At 62.8% G+C, this 20,177-nt stretch carries 21 protein-coding genes; 3 read left to right on the top strand and 18 right to left on the bottom strand.

Features of this window, described 5'->3' with window-relative positions:
* Nucleotides 1-62: 62 nt before the first annotated feature.
* Nucleotides 63-1,322, top strand: coding sequence for an ABC transporter substrate-binding protein (locus V6N07_RS00255; protein ID WP_371153162.1), 1,260 nt, complete (start codon nucleotides 63-65; stop codon nucleotides 1,320-1,322).
* 137 nt (nucleotides 1,323-1,459) lie between these two features.
* Here V6N07_RS00255 and phaR read toward each other — a convergent pair whose 3' ends face one another.
* The 3 genes from phaR to phaC form a co-directional block, all read right to left on the bottom strand.
* Nucleotides 1,460-2,023: a polyhydroxyalkanoate synthesis repressor PhaR gene (gene phaR, locus V6N07_RS00250; protein ID WP_371153161.1), complete on the bottom strand. Its 564-nt coding sequence runs from the start codon at nucleotides 2,021-2,023 to the stop codon at nucleotides 1,460-1,462.
* Between the two features lie 193 nt (nucleotides 2,024-2,216).
* Complete coding sequence (locus V6N07_RS00245; protein ID WP_371153159.1) at nucleotides 2,217-2,660, bottom strand: phasin family protein; 444 nt, start codon at nucleotides 2,658-2,660, stop codon at nucleotides 2,217-2,219.
* A gap of 229 nt (nucleotides 2,661-2,889) precedes the next feature.
* Nucleotides 2,890-4,746 (bottom strand): class I poly(R)-hydroxyalkanoic acid synthase, encoded by a 1,857-nt coding sequence (phaC, locus tag V6N07_RS00240; protein WP_371153158.1) that lies wholly within the window; start codon nucleotides 4,744-4,746, stop codon nucleotides 2,890-2,892.
* Between the two features lie 129 nt (nucleotides 4,747-4,875).
* Here phaC and phaZ point away from each other — a divergent pair, with 129 nt between their 5' ends.
* Together phaZ and V6N07_RS00230 are read left to right on the top strand one after the other, a co-directional pair.
* Nucleotides 4,876-6,183 (top strand): polyhydroxyalkanoate depolymerase, encoded by a 1,308-nt coding sequence (gene phaZ, locus V6N07_RS00235; protein ID WP_371153157.1) that lies wholly within the window; start codon nucleotides 4,876-4,878, stop codon nucleotides 6,181-6,183.
* Nucleotides 6,184-6,186: 3 nt separating this feature from the next.
* Nucleotides 6,187-6,762 carry a DUF6151 family protein gene (locus V6N07_RS00230; RefSeq protein ID WP_371153156.1) on the top strand — a complete coding sequence of 192 codons (576 nt, stop codon included), beginning with the start codon at nucleotides 6,187-6,189 and terminating at the stop codon, nucleotides 6,760-6,762.
* A 233-nt stretch (nucleotides 6,763-6,995) separates the two neighbouring features.
* Here V6N07_RS00230 and V6N07_RS00225 read toward each other — a convergent pair whose 3' ends face one another.
* From V6N07_RS00225 to rpsM, 15 genes are all read right to left on the bottom strand, one after another.
* Nucleotides 6,996-7,775 carry an amino acid ABC transporter ATP-binding protein gene (locus V6N07_RS00225; RefSeq protein ID WP_371155348.1) on the bottom strand — a complete coding sequence of 260 codons (780 nt, stop codon included), beginning with the start codon at nucleotides 7,773-7,775 and terminating at the stop codon, nucleotides 6,996-6,998.
* 17 nt (nucleotides 7,776-7,792) lie between these two features.
* Nucleotides 7,793-9,091, bottom strand: coding sequence for an amino acid ABC transporter permease (locus V6N07_RS00220; protein WP_371153154.1), 1,299 nt, complete (start codon nucleotides 9,089-9,091; stop codon nucleotides 7,793-7,795).
* Nucleotides 9,092-9,093: 2 nt separating this feature from the next.
* Complete coding sequence (locus V6N07_RS00215) at nucleotides 9,094-10,323, bottom strand: amino acid ABC transporter permease (RefSeq protein ID WP_371153153.1); 1,230 nt, start codon at nucleotides 10,321-10,323, stop codon at nucleotides 9,094-9,096.
* A 159-nt stretch (nucleotides 10,324-10,482) separates the two neighbouring features.
* Nucleotides 10,483-11,502 carry an amino acid ABC transporter substrate-binding protein gene (locus V6N07_RS00210; RefSeq protein WP_371153152.1) on the bottom strand — a complete coding sequence of 340 codons (1,020 nt, stop codon included), beginning with the start codon at nucleotides 11,500-11,502 and terminating at the stop codon, nucleotides 10,483-10,485.
* Between the two features lie 225 nt (nucleotides 11,503-11,727).
* Nucleotides 11,728-12,441, bottom strand: coding sequence for an ATP12 family chaperone protein (locus V6N07_RS00205; protein WP_371153150.1), 714 nt, complete (start codon nucleotides 12,439-12,441; stop codon nucleotides 11,728-11,730).
* Nucleotides 12,438-13,100: an HAD-IA family hydrolase gene (locus V6N07_RS00200; protein WP_371153148.1), complete on the bottom strand. Its 663-nt coding sequence runs from the start codon at nucleotides 13,098-13,100 to the stop codon at nucleotides 12,438-12,440. Before V6N07_RS00200 ends, V6N07_RS00205 begins: the two co-directional genes overlap by 4 nt.
* Entirely contained in the window at nucleotides 13,093-14,136 is a 1,044-nt protein-coding gene (locus V6N07_RS00195; RefSeq protein ID WP_371153147.1) for an RluA family pseudouridine synthase, read from the bottom strand. The genes V6N07_RS00200 and V6N07_RS00195 overlap by 8 nt, the downstream gene beginning before the upstream one ends.
* Nucleotides 14,133-14,498, bottom strand: coding sequence for a fluoride efflux transporter CrcB (crcB, locus tag V6N07_RS00190; protein WP_371153146.1), 366 nt, complete (start codon nucleotides 14,496-14,498; stop codon nucleotides 14,133-14,135). The genes V6N07_RS00195 and crcB overlap by 4 nt, the downstream gene beginning before the upstream one ends.
* 31 nt (nucleotides 14,499-14,529) lie before the next feature.
* Nucleotides 14,530-15,855 (bottom strand): replication-associated recombination protein A, encoded by a 1,326-nt coding sequence (locus tag V6N07_RS00185; RefSeq protein ID WP_371153145.1) that lies wholly within the window; start codon nucleotides 15,853-15,855, stop codon nucleotides 14,530-14,532.
* Nucleotides 15,856-15,952: 97 nt separating this feature from the next.
* Nucleotides 15,953-16,540: an acyl-homoserine-lactone synthase gene (locus V6N07_RS00180; RefSeq protein WP_371153144.1), complete on the bottom strand. Its 588-nt coding sequence runs from the start codon at nucleotides 16,538-16,540 to the stop codon at nucleotides 15,953-15,955.
* 73 nt (nucleotides 16,541-16,613) lie between these two features.
* Entirely contained in the window at nucleotides 16,614-17,207 is a 594-nt protein-coding gene (locus V6N07_RS00175; RefSeq protein WP_371153143.1) for an autoinducer binding domain-containing protein, read from the bottom strand.
* 345 nt (nucleotides 17,208-17,552) lie between these two features.
* Entirely contained in the window at nucleotides 17,553-17,972 is a 420-nt protein-coding gene (gene rplQ, locus V6N07_RS00170; RefSeq protein ID WP_371153142.1) for a 50S ribosomal protein L17, read from the bottom strand.
* Nucleotides 17,973-18,084: 112 nt separating this feature from the next.
* The gene (locus tag V6N07_RS00165) at nucleotides 18,085-19,101 is read right to left on the bottom strand and encodes a DNA-directed RNA polymerase subunit alpha (protein WP_371153140.1); all 1,017 of its coding nucleotides are present in this window, start codon (nucleotides 19,099-19,101) and stop codon (nucleotides 18,085-18,087) included.
* A 119-nt stretch (nucleotides 19,102-19,220) separates the two neighbouring features.
* A complete protein-coding gene (gene rpsK / locus V6N07_RS00160) occupies nucleotides 19,221-19,613 on the bottom strand; it encodes a 30S ribosomal protein S11 (RefSeq protein WP_371153138.1) in 393 nt (130 codons plus the stop codon).
* A 15-nt stretch (nucleotides 19,614-19,628) separates the two neighbouring features.
* Complete coding sequence (rpsM, locus tag V6N07_RS00155; RefSeq protein ID WP_371153136.1) at nucleotides 19,629-19,997, bottom strand: 30S ribosomal protein S13; 369 nt, start codon at nucleotides 19,995-19,997, stop codon at nucleotides 19,629-19,631.
* Between the last annotated feature and the right edge of the window lie 180 nt (nucleotides 19,998-20,177).

Here is a 20,177-nt window from a genome sequence, read left to right as displayed (position 1 = left end):
CGGATGGTCCCTGCCCGCTTAGGGTCCCACCGCATGTCGCATATGAATTCGGAGCATCCCGCATGAAATCCCTTCTGACGGCAACGGCCCTCCTCACCATCGGCGCTGCGCCGGCAATGGCGCAGAACGCGATCTGCGGTGGCATCAGCATCGTGGGTGAATGGGTCGGTGGATCGCAGGAGGACTCAGATATCCTGATGGCGGGCGCGGCCATCGATGCGAACGGTCAAATCCCGATTGCCGGGCATCTCGTGCGAATGTTCACCCTGTCCGGTCCGACCGACCTGCGTATCGAGGTGGCGGCCCAACCGGCGGGCGATCCCTATATTTCGGTCTATGACGCCGCGGGGACGGAGGTCGCGGCGGACGACGACTCGGGCGGCGACTTTGCCAGCCGGGTGGAAACCACTCTCGACGCCGGCACCTATTGCCTGGCCGCGCGCAGCTACGAATCCGGTGTGACCGACGTTGCCGTGCGGATCGGCAGAACGTCGCACGAGGCCCTGCTGGGCAACAGCCCGGCGCAACAGGCAAACATCATCGCCGCAGCAGACGGGACCCTCGTGCAACCGTCCGGCACCGGCGGGACCTGCGGCACCGACAGTGTCGCGCGTCTGGGGGATGATCTTTCCATCGGGCAACTGGACGGCGGGTTGTATGCCGATGGACCCGTCAGCGGTGTGCCCGGCTGGGCGTTTTCCCTTGCGGAAGCAACACCATTGACCGTTACGGCCGAAAGCGCGGAAGGCGACCCGCTTATCCGTCTGCTGGATGCGGCGGGCAATCAGCTGGCCGAGAATGACGACGCGAATGGTCTCGACAGCCAGATCGACATGACGGGCGCCCTCGCCCCCGGCGAATATTGCGTCGAGATGGAAGACTTAAACGGAACCGAGAACATCATCCGCGTGGGCATCACCACCTTCGATCCGGCGGCCGATCGGCTGCGCCGATTGAACGCCGCCGAACTGGCCCCTACACCCGCCGACGTCATTCCGGTCACGGATCTCGGGGCTGTGTCCACCAGTGCCGTGCTGGACATCAACGCCACCGGGGATGCGCAATGGCTGCGCTTCGACCTGCCCAGTGGCGGGCTTGTGGTCAGCGAAGCCATCGGCACGACGGGCGCGGATCCGGTCATTGTCCTGTTCGATCGGGTCGGGCGCCGTGTGGCGGAGAACGACGACGGCCCGGTCGGGTTGGACAGCTACATGGCGACGCGCCTCCTGCCGGGCAGCTATCAACTCGCCGTGCGCCTCGTCTCGGCGGATGATCGGGGGCCCGTGCGCGTGCTTCTGGAGCGCTACGTTCCGGCTCAGTAAGGCCACCTTTCAACGCAAAACACCCGACCGTTCAGGCCGGGTGTTTTTGTCAGTCTCCGATCGTGTGACGGCCCACTGGCCCGGAGGGCACGCAAAAGGTGCCCGCCCCGCGATCCGCGAACCGTTCCCGGCCGTCTTTACTTGTTCATCTTCGCCAGCATGGCCTGCATTTCCGCGAGCTGTTTGCGAATGGCGTCCAACTCCTCTTTCGACTTGGCACCATCTTCCGAGACGCTTGAAGTCGCGGGCTGTTCCGCCGCCGGTGCCCAACCGCCCGTCATCGCCTTGAAGAACGCGGCCTGCTGATCCTGCATCGCCTTGAGACCCGGCATCTGGGCCATCGGATTGATCGAGGTCATGTTCTCGACGATCTGCGATTGCCCCGACCTCAGCATCTCGAAGCTGGAGGCAAGGAAATCCGGAACGACCGATTGCGCAGCGCCCGTGTAGGACCGCACCAGATCGGTCAGAACCCCAAGCGGCAGGACGGATTCGCCCTTTGATTCGTGTTCTGCGATGATCTGCAGAAGATAGGACCGTGTCAGATCATCCCCCGACTTGAGGTCCACGATCTGAACTTCGCGGCCTGCGCGGATGAACCCGGCGATATCCTCCAGCGTGACGTAGTCGCTGGTCTCCGTGTTATACAGCCTGCGGCTGGCGTAGCGCTTGATCAGAAGCGGTTTGCTTTCGTCCGTCATAGCCGTGCCTTCCGTGTTGCGGTGCAGAATAACCTACCGCACACGCAGCAATGCGCAAACGAAAACGGCAGATCATATACCGAAGGTTTGCACGGCGCCGACAAAGAAAAAGGGTGGGACGCCAGAAATTTGCGTCCCACCCCTCCGATCGCCGCCCCCAAGGGAGGAGGAAGGCGGCTATGTCAGCGACAGCTTATTTCGCTGCGGCTTTTTTCGTGGCGGTCGTCGCCTCTGCGGTCGCCTTCTTGACGGCGGCAGTTGCGTCTTCCTGGGCTTCCTTGCCGGCAGCCATCATCAGCTCGACGGTGTCCATCTGGACCTTCTTGGCGATCTCGGCGAAGGCGGCCATGTTTTCGGCGGCGACTTCGGCGGAAGCCGATGCAAAGTCGGTCATGGACTTGGCGTAATCCGCAGGCTCTTCCTTGACGGAGGCGATCGGCGCCATCTTGGCCAGGGTCTCACGGGTCCACTTGTGCGACACTTCGGCCGACTTCTCGGCGGCATCCATGGCAACCTTGGACATCTTTTCGGCGAAGGCGGCCTGCGTCTTGAACGCTTCGGTCATCGCGGAGTTGTCGACAGGGAACGCTGCCATCATGTCGGTCAGAGTCTTGGTGAAATCAACGGTCTTGGTCATTTGTAATTCCTCTCTCGGTCAGTAGGGCTTCCGCTTAGCCGGAAGACTATCCTCTGCGTCTGAGAGACATATACATGCTGCGTTGCAGCATTTCAACCTTTTTCTGCGCTGCAGCATCAGACAGCGACAACGCAGGATCCGCCCTTGTTTTACCGCCCCCTGCGGCCCGGTCCGGACATCGGACCGGGTCAACGGGCCCCTTGCAAGGTGCCCGGAACACCTGCCCCCGTCAGGGCGTCCCGGGCTTCGCTTTCCTCGGCATGACGTAGGTCCCCGGCGCGGGGCCGAGGATCGGATGGTTCGGACCGCCGGGTTCACGGGCGTCGACCTTGCGACCGGACCGGGGCCGGATCCACGCGTCCCACCGTGGCCACCAGGACCCTTCGTGGAAGGTGGCACCTTCCAGCCAGGCATCGGCCGTCGCAGGCCGCGTATCGCCGTCGTTGGTGTAATGCCCGTACTTGTTGCGCGACGGCGGGTTCACGATTCCGGCGATATGGCCCGATTGCGACAGGACGAACGTCTTGTCGCGCGCGCCCATCTTCTCGACGGAGTTCCATGCGCCTTTCCATTGGGCGATGTGATCCGTCTCGCAGGCGATGGCGCAAAGCGGCGTCTTGACGTCGGCCAGTGTCAGCCCCTCCTCCCCCATCAGGTCGAACCCTTCGCCAGCCAGCAGGTTACCGACACACAGCTTGCGCAGGTATTCCGTCACCATCGGCCCGGGCAGGTTCGTCCCGTCGCCGTTCCAATACAGCAGGTCGAACGCAGGCGGCGTCTCACCCAGCATGTAGGACTTGATCGCCGGGCCATAGATCAGGTCGCGGGACCGCAGATAGCTGAACGTCCGCCCCATGAAGAACTTGTCGAGGTAGCCCTTGGCGCCCGCCTCCCGCTCGATCCCGTCGACGAAGTCATCATCGAGGAAGACGCTCATCTCGCCCGGGTCCTCGAAATCAGCCAAGGTGGTGAAGAACGTCGCGGATCTGACAGAGGCGTCCTTGCGCCGCGCCAGAAGGGCCAGAACCAGAGACAGGGTCGTGCCGGCGATACAGTAGCCGATGGCATTGACCTGCTCTTCGCCGGTCACTTCCTTCACGACATCGATCGCGGTCAGATAGCCTTCGTCTACGTAGGTCGACATCGTGACGTCCGCATAGCTGGCGTCCGGGTTGACCCAGCTGACGACGAACAGGGTGTATCCCTGATCGACGATCCACTTGATCAGGCTGTTCTGCGGCTTCAGGTCCAGAACGTAGAACTTGTTGATCCACGGCGGGAACAGGACGATCGGCGTGCGCTGCACCTTTTCGGTGGTCGGCGCATACTGGATCAACTCGAACATCCGGTTGCGGAACACGACGCTGCCTTCGGTGGCGCCGATATTGCCGCCGACCTGAAAGGCATCGGGATCCGACAGGGTGACGAGCCAGTCGCCCTCGTTCGCCTCGATATCGCGCACGAGGTTTTCGAGCCCGCGCACGAGGCTCTCGCCCTCCGTCGCGACGGCCCGCGTCATCGCCTCAGGGTTGGTCGCAAGGAAGTTGGTCGGTGCGAACAGGTCGACGATCTGCTGGCTAAAGAATTCCACCCGCTGCTTGTCGCGCTGGTCCAGCCCCTCCAACTCGCCAACGGTGTCCTGAATGGCCTGCGCGCTGATCTGGTACTGCTGTTTCAGGAAATTGTAATAGGGATGCTCGGACCACATCGGGTCGGAAAAGCGTCGGTCCTTCGGATGATTGTCCACGGGGGCGACCGGCTTGCCCGTCGAAAGGGCCGCCTGTGCCTCGACCGCGTGCTTCAGGGCCTGTCCCCAATACCCGACCTGCCGTTCGATCAGCTTGCCGGGGTTCGCGGCCATCTCGGCCCAATAGGCGGCCATCGCCTTGGCGTAGAGTTCCGGACCCGGCCCCTGCAATCCGTGATCGGAGGATCGTTTCGTCGACAGCGCACCGACCAGTCGCTTGGTCAGTTCGTCGATCCGCGCAAGGTTGGTATTCAGCTTCGAAAGCGCCTCCGGAGCCGCCCCCCCGGCTGTTTCGGCGCCGCCACGTTTTCCGCCGCTTTCGCGATCATCCGCGCTCATTTCTTGATATCCCCCCAAAATGCTGCGACTGCTAACAGCATAACTGCATCAGAACAGGTGCAGCGACAAAAGACAAACGGAGGTCCGTGCGTCTACGTTCCCCGGACCGCCCGGGAAGGAGCTGGTATTATGCGTTTCATGGCCGCCTACGACTTTATGGAAACCGTTCGCAACACCAACGCGTGGATGGGTGCAACCGCCCGCACGATGGCGTCCTACCCCGCTTTTGCCCTGTCCCCGTTGCCTGCCGTCAAGATGATGGCCGCATGGGGCGAGGTCACGGAACGCAGCTTCAATCGCATGATCGTCAAGCCCGACTGGAACATCCCCCCCAGTTCCGGCACCGATGGACGCGATCATCCTGTCGATGTGGAAATCGTTCTCGAACGTCCGTTCGGCGACCTGATCCGCTTTGCGGTACAGGGTCGTGCACCCATGGCGCGGCGAATCCTTCTGGTTGCGCCGATGTCCGGCCACTATGCCACGCTGCTGCGCAGCACCGTGGTCAGCCTGTTGCCGGATGCCGACGTCTTCGTCACCGACTGGCACAATGCCCGCGACATTCCGGTCAGTGCGGGCAAATTCGACGTCGAGGATTACACCCTCTACCTCGTCGATTTCATGAAGGAGCTGGGGCCCGACATCAACGTCATCGCCGTCTGTCAGCCCGCGCCCCTGACCCTGGCCGCGACCGCCCTTCTGGCGGAACAGGACCCGGAGGCGCAGCCACGCACCCTGACCCTGATCGGTGGCCCGATCGACCCCGATGCGGCCGCCACCGATGTCACCGATTTCGGGCGTCGCGTCACCATGGGCCAACTGGAACAGAGCATGATTCAGCGCGTGGGCTTCCAGCATGCGGGCGTCGGGCGGATGGTCTATCCCGGTCTGCTGCAATTGTCGTCCTTCGTGTCGATGAACGCCGAAACCCACGGCAAGGCCATGTGGAACCAGATCCTTGCCGTCGCCGCCGGTACCGCCTCGGATCAGGATCGCCACAACAAGTTCTACGACGAATACCTCGCCGTGATGGACATGCCGGCCGAGTTCTACCTCTCGACCGTCGAGCGCATCTTCAAGGGCCTCGAAATCGCGCAGAACAACTTCGTCGTGGATGGCCACATGGTCGATATCGGCAAGATCACCTCGGTCGCCGTCAAGACGGTCGAGGGCGGCAAGGACGACATTTCGGCCCCCGGCCAGTGTGTCGCCGCCCTCGACATGCTCACCGGCCTGCCCGACGACAAGAAGGCCAGCTACCTGGAGCCGGAGGCCGGCCACTATGGTATCTTCGCCGGTGGATCATGGCGGCGGAACATCCGTCCGCTGGTGCTGGAGTTCATTGACGCGAACGCCGGTGGTGACGCCAAACCCGGAAAGTCCAACCTCAAGATCGTGGACAACGATCCCGGCCCCTCGCCCAACGTCGCGGTCTGACCGGTGGGAGAGCATCTCGGCTTTGCTTGTACTTGCGGCAAGCTGCGGGGCGAAATCACGGACGTGACGCCCGCGGCCTATACCAACATCGTTTGCCATTGCGCCGATTGCCGCTCCGCCTACACGCATTTCGGACTGGCCGATCCCGAGAAGGTCGGCATCCTGCAAACGACGCAGGACCGTGTGAAGATCACCCAAGGGGGGGAACACCTGCGCGTGTTCCGCCTGTCAGGCAAGGGCGCGCTGCGGTGGTATGCGAAATGCTGCGACACGCCGCTGTTCTTCACGCCGACCAAGGCGCGCGCCGTGCACGTCGGGATCAATACCGACCGCCTCGACCAGCCGGAGCGTGTCGGCAAGCCGGTCGTGGAAGGTTTCAAGCCGGTCCCGGGTGGTGGGCACAAGCACATCGGCGCAGGGCGCATGGTCGCCCGAATGGCGACCCGCATCGCCGCCAAGAACCTGAACGGCGAATGGCGTAACAGCCCGTTCTTCGACGACGAAGGCGCCCCTACGGCCACGCCGAAGGTTCTGACACGCGAACAAAGGGCCGCCGCGCTTCAGGGTATCCGGGTCTGAACCGGGCCCGCACCCTGACGACCTTTCCGACCGCATGGAGGAGGCGCCACCGCCCGACGTGCGGCACGGCTGGGCAATCCGTATCACCGTCGCACGCCCAACGCGCTCTCCGGCGATAGCCAAGACGAATGTCTCCACCGCGATCACCGAGCCTGTTAAGGAACAAGAAAGCCGCCCGGCCCTATCGGAACCGGACGGCTTTTTACTTTGACTGAGCGGGTCTCAGGTGCGGCTCAGTGTCCGAGGATCTGGCTCAGGAACAGCTTGGTGCGCTCGTTCTGCGGGTTAAGGAAGAAGCTCTCGGGCTCGTTCTGCTCCACGATCTGACCGGCATCCATGAAGATGACGCGGTTGGCGACCTGCCGGGCAAAGCCCATCTCGTGCGTCACGCAGAGCATGGTCATCCCTTCCTCGGCAAGCTGGATCATCGTGTCCAGCACCTCCTTGATCATCTCGGGGTCGAGGGCGGACGTCGGCTCATCGAACAGCATGATGCGCGGCTTCATGCACAGCGACCGCGCGATGGCGACGCGCTGCTGCTGACCACCCGAAAGCTGACCGGGGTACTTGTTGGCCTGGTCGGGGATCTTGACCTTCTCGAGGAAGTACATCGCCGTCTCTTCGGCTTCCTTCTTGGGCGTCTTGCGGACCCAGATCGGCGCAAGCGTGCAGTTCTCCAGAATGGTCAGATGCGGGAACAGGTTGAAGTGCTGAAAGCACATCCCGACCTCGGACCGGATCTTGTCGATGTTCTTGAGGTCCGAAGACAGGGGCGTGCCGTCGACGGTGATGCTGCCCTGCTGATGCTCCTCCAGCGCATTGATGCAGCGGATCAGCGTGGACTTGCCGGACCCGGAGGGTCCGCAGATCACGATCCGCTCGCCGCGCTGCACCGTCAGGTCGATGTCGCGCAGCACGTGGAACTGACCGTACCACTTGTTCATGCCCTTGATGGTGATCGCGACCTCGTCAGAGACCTGCATCTGGGCGGGCGGGGTGTTGGTGTCAGCCATGGCCATGTCTGATCTCCTTAGCGATGGTCGGTTCGCAGCTGGCGTTCCAGCCACTGCGAATATTGCGAGATACCGTAGCATACGGTGAAGAAGAGGACGCAGGCCGCGGCCCACAGTTCCCAATAGACGCCCGTCCACTGGGTCGAGGACAGGATCGGACCCCGGATCATGCCGACGAGGTCGAACATGGAGATCACCGAAACCAGCGTCGTGTCCTTGAACAGGCCCACGGCGACGTTGACGATGCCGGGGATGGAGATCTTCATGGCCTGCGGCAGGATGATCAGGCGCATGTTCTGGGCATAGTCCAGACCAAGGCTGTCACCGGCTTCGTATTGCCCCTTCGGCAAAGCGGCGAGGCCACCCCGGATCACCTCGGCGATATAGGCCGACGAGAACATCGTGATCATGATGATCACCCGGATGATCAGGTCGAAGTTCGCATTCGGCGGCAGGAAGTAGGCCAGAACCACGTTCGCCACGAACAGCAGCGTGATCAGGGGAACGCCGCGCACGAACTCGATGAACACCACGCAGAAACCCTTGACGATCGGCAGGCTGGATTGCCGTCCAAGCGCCAGCAGGATGCCAAGCGGGATCGACAGGGACACGCAGACGACGCCCAGGATCATGTTGAGCATGAAGCCCCCCATGGCCCGGCTTTCGACCGTCTCCAACGCCAGGACGTTCGACCCGGCAGAGGCGATGAACCCGCCGATCCAGACGATCAGGATCGCGGCCACCACACCGGCGCCAAGGCCCTGAACGAAGCCGCGGCGTTCGACGCGGTGAAACACGAGGTATCCCCCAGCCAGCGCAAGGGCGGCGACCAGAGGGGACAGGATCGTGCCGCCCCAGATCAGGTAGTAGGCGATGAACGGATAGACCACCGTCGCGATCAGCGTCCAACGCGGAAGGAACATGATGAACAGCGCGGGCGGCACGGCAAGGAACAACAGCAGGAAAGCCAGTGTCGGGCGCCAGCGCAGGTAGTCGGGATACTGGAACCCGAACAGCAGCTGCGGCCAGCGGTCGGCGATGACCGCGAAGCAACCGCCGCCGTTCCCCGCGAGGATGGCGCGGCATTCCTGGATGTTGTCGCCCTCCCACGTGCCGTTGACGATCCACGGGATGAGGCCCGACAGAAGGTAGGCGACGATGATGATCCCGAGGATCGTCATGATGGTGTTGAACGGCCCCGAAAAGAGGTTGTCCCGGACCCATTTGACAGCCCCCGAGTCGGTGACCGGCGGCGCCTTGGCGGCGATTTCCTTCGTTCTCACGAAGGCGACGGACTGGGCGTGTGTATCGCTCATGCTCAGCGCTCCTTCAGCTTAACGGAGTTGTTGTAGACGTTCATGATTGCCGAAATCGCGAGCGAGAACGTGAGGTAGAACAGCATGAGCAGCAGGATGCATTCCAGCGCCCTGCCCGTCTGGTTCAACGTGATCCCGCCCAGCGTGCCGGTCAGATCCATGTAACCCACGGCAATCGCCAGCGACGTGTTCTTGGTGATGTTCAGATACTGCGAGATCAGCGGCGGAATGATCACGCGCAGAGCCTGCGGCAGCACGACCAGAGACATGATGCGACCCGGCCGCAAGCCGAGTGCGGCGGCGGCCTCCGTCTGACCCTTGGAGATTGCGAGGATGCCCGCACGCACGTTCTCGGCGATGAAGGCACCGGTATAGATCGACAGGGCAAACCACAGGGCGATCAACGACGGCCGCATCAGGAAGCCACCTTCGAAACGGAAGCGGCCCATCTCCGGGTTCTCGATCGAAACCGGCATCCCGAGGATGAAGTACATGACGATCGTCGGGACCAGCAGGATGGCGATCGACGGCCAGAGGACCGGCAGGACGCGGCCTTCGTCATATAGCTTTTTCTTGACGTGGGATTTCCACGCGAAGATGCCCGCGATGCTGGCAAGGAATGTCACGCCGACAATCCAGCCGAGACCTTCGAAGACGAGGCGCGGAATGAAGACACCCTGGTTGGTGGCGGCAAACATGCCGAACAGCAGTCCCCTTTCCGGGTCGGAACCGTCACGCGGCAGGCGGAATTCGGAAATCGGCGGGAAGGTGTTCGCCGCGACCGTGAAGATGATGATGATCCAGATCAGCACGGGGATGTTGCGGAACATCTCGACGTAGACGGCCATCAACTTGGAAATGATCCAGTTGTTGGACAGGCGCAGAACGCCCGCGATGACCCCGAAGATCGTGGCCGTCACACAGGCGAGGAACGCGACGATCAGGGTGTTGATCGCACCGATGATCGTGGCCCGCAGGTGCGTATCCTGGGACGTGTAGGGGATCGGCTGCTGGTTGATGTCATAGCCGGCCTGCGCAAACAGGAAATCGTAGCTGAAGCCGTTTGCCTGCAACTGATCGTTCTGGGACGCGTTGTAGGCAAGCCAGCTGAACCCGAGGATCAGCAGAACCAGGGCAATGAACTGGAAGGTATAGGACCGGTATCGGGTGTCGTTGATGAGCTGCCCAATGCGGAACCCTTCCGCATGCGGCGGATCGGTCATCGTTGTCATAAGATTTCCCCGTGTCCCATCGGGTTTCCCTGAACGTCGCGGTCTGATGCCGCTTTGCCGTTCGCTGATGCGTTGAACGCGTCAGTCCCTTCCCGCGGGATTATCGTTGTGTCTGAAATAAGAAGGGCGCGACCTGCGCCGCGCCCTCCATCGTCGTTTTTACCGGAACGGGGGCGAGTAGATGAGGCCGCCGTCGGTGTATTGAGCGTTCAGTCCACGGGCCAGACCGATTGCGGTGGCTTCGCCGATGTTGTTGTCGAACACTTCGCCGTAGTTGCCGCCGACTGCGATCGCATCCTTGGCCCAGGTCGCGTCGAGACCGATCATCGCGCCCAGCTCACCTTCGGTGCCCAGCAGACGGTTGATCTCGGGGTTGTCGCCGGGGGCGGAACCCATCTCTTCGACGTTGGCCTGCGTGACGCCCAGCTCTTCAGCCGAGATCAGCGCGTTCAGCGTCCAGCGGACGATGTCGCCCCATTCGCTGTCGCCGTGACGGACAAGCGGGCCGAGCGGCTCCTTGGAGACGACCTCGGGCAGGATCACGCTGTCGGACGGCGTCTCGAAACCGGCGCGCTGTGCGGCCAGGGCCGAACGGTCGGTCGTGTAGACGTCGCAGGCACCGGCGAGATACTGCTGCACGGCTTCCGCACCGGTCTCGATCGGAACGGGCTCGTAGGACATGCCGTTGACGCGGAAGAAGTCCGCGAGGTTCAGCTCGGTCGTGGTGCCGGTCTGAATGCAGACGGTCGCGCCGTCGAGTTCGGTTGCCGAGGAGACACCCAGATCGGCGGGGACCATGAAGCCCTGTCCGTCGTAGTAGTTCACGCCGACGAAATCGAACTTGAGGTCGGTGTCGCGCGAGAAGGTCCAGGTGGTGTTCCGGGCCAGCATGTCGATTTCGCCCGAGGCCAGCGCGGTAAAGCGCGTCTTGCCGGTCGTGGGCACGAAGGTCACGGCATCGCCGTCACCCAGGACAGCCGCGGCAACGGCACGGCAGACAGCGACGTCGAAGCCCTGCCAAACACCATCCGAATCGGGCTCGGCAAAGCCGGGAACGCCCGTGGTCACACCACAGTTCAGCGTTCCGCGTGCCTTCACGTCGTCCAGGGTTGCAGCCGACGCGCCGGCAGCGGCCAAGCCTGCAAAGGCAAGGGTGCCGAGGAGTACGGATTTATTCATGAGTTAACCTCTTCCTGATGTTCCGCCCGGCAGGAACCGGACGACATCGCCCCGCATTCGCGGTGACGATTTGGTTTTCGTGAGGATGTTCACCCCCCTCACTGGCCTTGGAAGAGGCCAGACCACCGCACGAAGGTCAAGGGGAGATGCCGGAAAAGCGGGCAGATGCCCATCTGGATGGCGGATCCGACAGGCATCTGCCCGATCTGACAGCGGCGCAGGAAATCAGGCTGCGCGCAGGTGTCCTAGATAGGTCCACGCCTGAAGGAACGCGGCCCGTTTGCGGGCGACGAGGGCGGCTTCAGCCTCGTCCTCTCCCCACTGGGCGATCTGCCATTCTTCATCCAGACGGGACAGATTCCATGCCTCCGGCGGGCTCAGGTGCCCCTCCATCACGGCAAGCGCGAGGATCAGGCTGCCCGACAGGGTGACGAACTCGCTGAAGGCCGTCAGCTCCCATACCGAAAGGTCGGCGACGCGGGCGCGCAGCATGCCGAGTGCCGCTGCATCCTGCGCGACCGGAATGACGCCGACGGTCGTGACCAGACGGGCCGAAAGCGCGGTTTCCGCCCAGTCCAGTACCGGATTCCACCGCGCGTCCTGCTGCGCGACCAGTTCTGCCGGGGCGCCGGCACGATAACACAGCAGGTCGGACCCGCCATATTCCGCAAGGTTCGCGACCACCTCCGCCTGTTGGGGCACGACCTTGTCGAGCGTGGCGTTGACCGCGCGCGTCAGCGGCATGGACAATGGGTCGATCCGCTCTTCCTGCGCCTGCCATTCATCGGCGACGGCTGTGGCCAGGGACCGCGTCGGCATCGTCACCAGTGTCTTGAGGGGGCTGCGAACCGGGCGACCGTCCAACTGAACCGTATATCCCTGCCCCTCCGCAACGACCGACGCATCTTTCCAGAACCGTTTCGCTTTCCATTCGCTCATGAGTGCCTCTTTAGCAAAGTGTGGACCAGATCGCCAAAATCGGTGGCAATGTCCCCTGCCCCGGATGCCGCAAGGTCATCCGGGCTGGCATAGCCCCAGGATACGCCAAGCGGCTGTACCGCGGCGGCTCTGGCCATCTGCATGTCGTATATCGAATCGCCGATCATCACCGTCCCGGCCGCCGTTGCGCCCGTATCGCGGATCGCGGTCAGGATCATGGATGGATGCGGCTTGGAAGGGTGATCATCGGCGCATTGGCAGGTGGCAAAAAGCGGGCGCCAATCATGTTCCGACAGCAAGCGTTCGACCCCGCGCCGTGATTTGCCGGTGGCGATGCCCAAGGTCACGCCAGCCGACGTAAGCTGTGCCAGCCCCCGTGCCACACCGGGGTAGAGCGGTGGCGCAGGCCCCGCATCCATCGCGGCGGCAAAGGCTTGGCGATAGCCGTCGACCACCCCGTCCTGCACGGTTTGCGGATGATCCGGGATCAGCCCCGCCACCATCAGCGGCAGGGAAATGCCGATCCGGGCCCGCACGGCGCAGGGGTCGGGCGCCGGCAGGCCCGCCGATGCAAAAGCCCGCGCCATCGTGTCAACGATCAGCGGGGCGCTGTCGATCAAGGTCCCATCGACGTCGAACAGCGCCAGCACCTCAGGCATCGTCCTCGTCGAAGGGATCCACGGGCACGTCAGCCCCGGACCAGCCCATCATGTTCCAGGTATTCTGCATATGCTCGGGCAGTGGCGCCGTCAGATGCAGCCTGGCGCCCGTCATCGGATGCACCATCGTCAGGGACCGCGCATGCAGGTGCAGCTTGCGGCTGATTTCCCCCCCAAGGCTGGCGCCCCAGCCGTCGCCCATGTTTTCCTGCCCGGATCCGCCGTATTTGCCATCACCGACGATGGGGTGCCCGATCTCGGCCATATGGGCGCGCAACTGGTGCGTGCGGCCCGTGATCGGGACAAGTGCAACCCATGACGCACGGGATCCGAGGCTGTCCAGAACGGCATAATCGGTCGTCGCGTTCTTGGCGCCCTTGACCTCCCCCATCTCGCGGGGGTGCACGGCACGCATCTTTTCACCGCCCCCGTCGCCGCCACCGCCGGCCTTGACCAACCCGTACTTGATGGTTGCCTTGCGGGGGTTCGGAACGCCGGCGATCGCCGCCCAATAGATCTTGCGGGTCTCACGCTCCTGAAAGGCTTCGGACATCTTCGCCGCCGTCAGACGGCTGCGCGCCATGATCAGAATGCCGGAGGTGTCCTTGTCCAGACGGTGAACCAGACGGGGTTGTTCGTCACTGTCGAACCGCAGGGCATCGCCCAACCCGTCGACGTGCCGTGTCTGTCCACTGCCACCTTGGGAGGCGAGGCCGGGTGGCTTGTTCAGCGCGATGATATGCTCGTCGCGATAGATGACGCAGGAGCGGATCATCTCGGCATCCGCCTTCGCGACCTTTTCGCGGCGGGGGGCGGCCGGGGCCTGCCCGTCGGGGATGGGCGGCACGCGGACGGCCTGACCTTCCTCGACGCGCGTGCTGGCCTTGACGCGGCCCCCGTCGACACGGATGTCGCCCTTGCGGCACCCCTTTTCGACGAAGCCCTGCGTCACGTTCGGGAACCTGCGGCGCAGCCAACGGTCCAACCGCTGCTCGCCCTCTCCCGTGCCCACTGTAATTGTCTGCACGCCACTCATGCGAAACTCCTCGCGATCCAAAGACCCGCGGCGAGCGCCGCGACCGACAGGCCGACAGACAGCCCGACATACGCGCCCGCCTGCCCCCAAGCCCCACGTTCCACCAACATAAGGGTTTCCAGCGAAAACGCCGAAAACGTGGTGAACCCACCCAGAACGCCGGTCATCAGGAACGGCTGCCACTGAGGCAGGCCATGCCGCGACAGAACGACGAACAGGACGCCCATCGCGAAACTGCCCAGAACATTGACGGTCAGAACGGCAACGGGAAACCCGTCACGGACAAGCATCAGGCCGATCCATGCACGTAAGGACGCCCCAAGGGCACCGCCCAGGGCAACTGTCAAAAGGGTATAAGCCATCGGCGGTCTGTCGATCCTGACGCGGCCCTTGTCAACCATTGCCCTTGTTGCGTTTTGCCCGCTGTTCGACGAACCAATCGAGGCGCTTGCCGAGTTCCCTCTCGAACCCGCGGCTGACCGGCACGTAATAGACGGGGCGTTTCATCCCGTCGGGAAAGTAATTCTGTCCCGAAAACCCATCCGCCTGATCGTGATCATAGGCATAGCCCGCGCCATACCCCTGATCCTTCATCATCGATGTCGGGGCATTCAGGATATGTTTCGGCGGCGGTTCCGATCCGGTCTTCGTCGCCCCGACCAACGCCGCCTTCCACGCCGCATAGGCGGCGTTCGATTTGGGCGCTAGGGCGAGGTAGACAACCGCGTTCGCCAAGGCAAGCTCCCCCTCGGGCGATCCCATCCGTTCATAGGTTTCCCACGCCTCGAGGCAGATGCCCTGCGCCTGCGGATCGGCCAGCGCAATATCCTCAACGGCCATGCGGGTGATGCGACGGGCGAGGTAGCGCGGATCTTCGCCCCCCTTGATCATCCGCGCCAGCCAGTAAAGCGCGGCATCCGGGTCCGATCCGCGCACCGATTTGTGCAGCGCGCTGATCAGATTGTAGTGCTGGTCCCCGGATTTGTCGTATTGCGCGACCCGCCGTTGCAGGCGCACGCCCAGTGTTTCGGTATCGACGGGCCCCTTGGCGCCCCACCCGGCAACCTGTTCGATCAGGTTCAGCAGGGCGCGCCCGTCGCCGTCCGCCATCTCCTGCAAAGCCTCGCGCGCCGGCCCGTCCAACGCCAGCTTGCCGCCCAACTCCTTCTCCGCCCGCTGGGTCAACAGTTCCATGTCGCGCAGGGTCAGTCGTTGCAGCACCAGAACCTGCGCGCGCGACATCACGGCCGCGTTCAACTCGAAGGACGGATTCTCGGTCGTCGCACCGACAAGGGTGATCGTCCCGTCTTCCATATGTGGCAGGAAGCTGTCCTGCTGCGCCTTGTTGAAACGGTGGATCTCATCGACGAACAGCAAGGTCCCCTTGCCGTTGGCGCGCCGGTTGCGTGCGGTCTCGAAGACCTTTCGCAGGTCCGCGACGCCGGTGAAGATTGCGCTGATCTGGACGAAGTGCAGGCCGACATGGTCCGCCAGCAGGCGCGCGATCGTGGTCTTGCCCACGCCGGGCGGGCCCCAGAGGATCAGGCTCGGCAAGGCGCCGGTCAGCATGACGGACAATGCGCCTTCAGGGCCCAGAAGATGCCCCTGCCCCACGACCGCCGCAAGCGATGCGGGCCGCAGACGATCGGCCAGCGGCGCGGGGCTGGTGGCCGTGGGCGCGGACTGAGGTTCGGGATCGGACGAAAACAGGTCGGTCATGCCCCGTCCTAGCGCCAAACTCCCGATCCGGAAAGACAAACGGGCAGCGGCATCCCGGCCGCTGCCCGCGTGAGCAGACTATGGTTTGGCGCGAAGCCTAGTGCATCTTGGTCGCCATGGAGATCTTCACGCAGACCGACTCCGAGCCGCCGATGTTCATGACCGGCCCCGCGGCCACGCAGTCGAGACCGACGCGACGCGCCAGACGCGGCGAGGTCGCCGGAATGATCCCGATCACGGAAGTCGCGCCCAGTTCGCGCGCGCTGCCGACCATCTGTCCGATCAGCTGCATCTGAACCCGCATCCGGATTTTCGCCGGAACGTCGTTGCAGACGAAGACGCGGCTGCTTTCCCAGATGTGGGGTGCAACGGGGGCCTCTTCGTCCATCAGGTCAGATGGAATGCTGTCGAGCAGCCCGGCCTGCGCATCGCGGATCATGTAGCTGTAGATCCCGCAACGATGCGTTGTCGGGGTAAGCCGCACACCGGCCAGGATCCGGCCGAAGTCGTGGACCGCGACCCAACGGCTGGCCGGCGTATCATACTGATCGAACTCCATCCCGTCGGCCTGCGGCAGGTCCCACTGGGCCTGTTCGATGAAGGTACGATGCCGGGCGCGCAGCAGATCCGTGAACAGCGGGCCGTGGTCGTGCATGTTGGAAAACGAAAGTGTAGTGGTTTGCATAGGACATATCTCTCTCTGCCAGGTTGTCGTTGACACCAGGGGACCGGGGGATGCTCGCAATGTGGGATTGGCCTTATAAGAGCCTGTATTCTCTCGCCATTCTTAGTGCCTCGGCCGTGGTTCTTGCACCCAGCTTGTGCCGGGCGGACGAAAGGCGCGCCTTCAACGCGCTTTCCGAAATTCCCAGTTCCGCAGCGGCGGCCGTATGGCGGTATCCGTCACCTACGAGGCGCAGTGCCTCGATCATCGCAGGTGTCAGATCCTCGGGGGGCTCGGTGACATCGTGCAGCCCAAGGGCCACCTCCTCGATGTCCGACAACTCGGTGTCCGTGAATTCGCGGTCCGATCGAGCCGCCCCGACGATGGTGCGGGACGTGATCTTTCCACAGGCCACGACAGCACCATAAGTCAGGCCATGCTGGCCCGCCTTCTTCATGATGCCGAAGGGATCGGGCAACGTGATTTCGCTCCAACGGATCTTGCCCGACTTGCTGATACCCCAGAAAACGAGGGGATCGCGCAGCGAATACGCGTTGGCGGCGTAGATATCTTGCCAGGCCTGCGGGTATGTACTTTTCAGATACAGCGGAGACGCAAACCGGATGTGCACGCCCACGGTGTAGCCGGCCGGGGCAATTTCATCCAATCTCTGCAGGTAACGAACCATCAGGCGTTGTCTTTCAGACATGTCTTTTTAGACAGGTTGGTTAAATTTTCGTCAACTGTATCGTGCCTTAGTTACGCCACTGAAATGGTTAATAGATGATAAATGGCACAGTTGATCCGAGGCTTTTCGCACGCATCTTGAAACTTGCCCCGGCGGCAAGGTCCGACTTGTTGGAGTTTTTAGGCAGTACCGCGCTTCCGCCTGCGGAACTGGACCGCATACTTGCACGCATGGAGGGAGCGCAGAAGCAACAAAACCCGTAAAACGGGTGCATTGTAGATCTCAGAGAATCAAAAAAGCCCGACCGTTTCCGGCCGGGCTTTTGTTTTGTCGGAATGCGTCCGCTTACGCCTCGGCGGCGTCCTCGGCTTCCAGGCGCGCGCGATCGGCGGCACCCTTGGCGTCGACATCACGCTCGACGAACTCGATGATCGCCATCGGCGCCATGTCACCATAGCGGAAGCCGGCCTTCATGATGCGAACGTAACCACCCTGACGGTCCTTGTAGCGCGGCCCGAGGATATCCATCAGCTTGGCAAGGTGACGGTCTTCCTTGAGGCGCGACCGCAGCAGGCGGCGGGCATGCAGATCGCCGCGACCGGCAAGCGTGACCATCTTTTCGATGATCGGGCGCAGTTCCTTGGCCTTGGGCAGGGTCGTCTTGATCTGCTCATGCTCGATCAGCGAACCGGCCATGTTGGCGAACATCGCCTTGCGGTGTTCATGGGTGCGGTTGAGGCGGCGGTATCCACGGGCGTGGCGCATTGGTCTATCTCCAGATTTATACTTTGTCCGGGGCCCGTGCGTTGCGGACCCCTCCTTATTGGGGCAGAATCGCCCGGGGTTGAGCGGCGCACCCCTTGCGGGGTGCCCCTACTCAAAAGTTGTCTTCGAACTTCTTGGCCAGGTCCTCGATGTTCTCGGGCGGCCAATCGACGATATCCATACCAAGGTGCAGACCCATTCCGGACAGCACTTCCTTGATCTCGTTCAGGGACTTGCGACCGAAGTTCGGCGTGCGCAGCATCTCGGCTTCGGTCTTCTGGATCAGATCACCGATATAGACGATGTTGTCGTTCTTCAGGCAGTTGGCAGAGCGGACCGAAAGCTCCAGCTCGTCGACTTTCTTCAGAAGTAGCGGGTTGAACTCCAGATCATCATCCGAGCTTTCGCCGCGGGCGGCTTCGGGCTCGTCGAAGTTCACGAAGATCTGCAGCTGGTCCTGAAGAATGCGGGCCGCGTAGGCCACGGCATCGTCGGGCGCCAGCGAACCATCGGTTTCCAGCTTGAGGGTCAGCTTGTCATAATCCAGAACCTGCCCCTCGCGGGTCGGCTGCACCTCGTAGGAGACGCGCTTGACCGGCGAATAGATCGCGTCGATCGGGATCAGACCGATGGGCGCATCCTCGGGCTTGTTCTTGTCGGCACTCACATAGCCCTTGCCCGTGTTCACGGTAAGTTCCATATAGAGGTCGGCACCATCGTCGAGGTGGCAGATGACGTGATCGCGGTTCAGAACCTCGATGCCGCTGGATTCGCTGATGTCACCGGCGGTGACGACCATCGGACCCTTGGCGGAAATCGAGACGCGCTTGGGCCCCTCCACTTCCATCTTGAGCGAGACGCCCTTGAGGTTCAGAACGATGTCGGTCACGTCTTCGCGCACGCCCGAAACGGACGAGAACTCGTGCAGCACGTTGTCGATCTGGACGGACGTGATGGCGGCACCTTGCAGCGACGACATCAGGACGCGACGCAGGGCATTGCCGAGGGTCAGGCCGAAGCCGCGCTCCAGCGGCTCTGCCACGACGGTGGCCTGACGGGCGGGGTTGTTCCCCGGGCGAACATCAAGCTGCTGCGGCTTGATCAGCTCTTGCCAATTCTTGTGGATCATGTGGCCCATCCCTCCATTCATGTCTCCTGCCGGGGCGGGTGGCGGAGACTCCCGAGGTGTTGAAAACGGCGCTTCGGGGCCGCTCGTGACGGCCCCGAAGAAAAATCAATCGAAGAAAATCAGACCCGGCGGCGCTTCGGCGGGCGGACACCGTTGTGCGGGATCGGGGTCACGTCGCGGATCGCAGTGATCTGCAGACCGACAGCAGCCAGAGCGCGCAGCGCGGATTCGCGACCGCCACCGGGGCCCTGCACTTCGACCTCGAGGGTCTTCATGCCGTGCTCCTGCGCCTTCTTGCCTGCGTCTTCCGCAGCCATCTGGGCGGCGTAGGGCGTCGACTTGCGCGATCCCTTGAACCCGCAGGTTCCGGCAGACGACCAGCTGATCGCATTGCCCTGAACGTCCGAGATAAGGATCTTGGTGTTGTTGAACGACGAGTTCACATGAGCAACGCCGGCGGCGATGTTCTTGCGTTCTTTGCGCTTGGGGGCGCGACGGACTTCACGTGCCATTGTCTATGCCCTCCCTTACTTCTTCTTGCCGGCGATGGCCTTTGCGGGGCCCTTGCGCGTGCGTGCGTTGGTGTGGGTGCGCTGACCGCGAACGGGCAGGTTGCGGCGATGACGCAGGCCACGGTAGCAGCCAAGGTCCATCAGACGCTTGATGTTCATCTGCGTGTCGCGGCGCAGGTCGCCTTCGACCGTCACGTTCGCGTCGATGTATTCGCGGATCTGAAGGACTTCGGCGTCCGAGAGTTCGTTCACACGGCGGGTCGCATCGATACCGACGGCATCGATGATTTCCTTCGCCTTGGACGGGCCGATACCCGTGATATACGTAAGCGCAATCGGAGTGCGCTTCCCCGTGGGGATGTTGACGCCAGCAATACGAGCCAAGTGGTCTTCCTTCTGCGTTGCGGTTCCGTAACCCCAGAACCTTTTTTCACAACGGCCGACGCAGGACGCGCGGGCCAAAATAAGAGACCGGGAATCATTCGATTCCCGGCAGAGATTGCGATTTAGGGGCTTGACCGGATGGGGTCAAGGGTCTGACGCACCTGTGTCAAGAACAATATG

The sequence above is a fragment of the Jannaschia sp. 2305UL9-9 genome (assembly GCF_041403465.1).
Classification (GTDB): domain Bacteria; phylum Pseudomonadota; class Alphaproteobacteria; order Rhodobacterales; family Rhodobacteraceae; genus Jannaschia.
The sequence above is the reverse complement of the archived record's forward strand: the minus strand, read 5'-3'. Positions and strand labels throughout refer to the sequence as shown.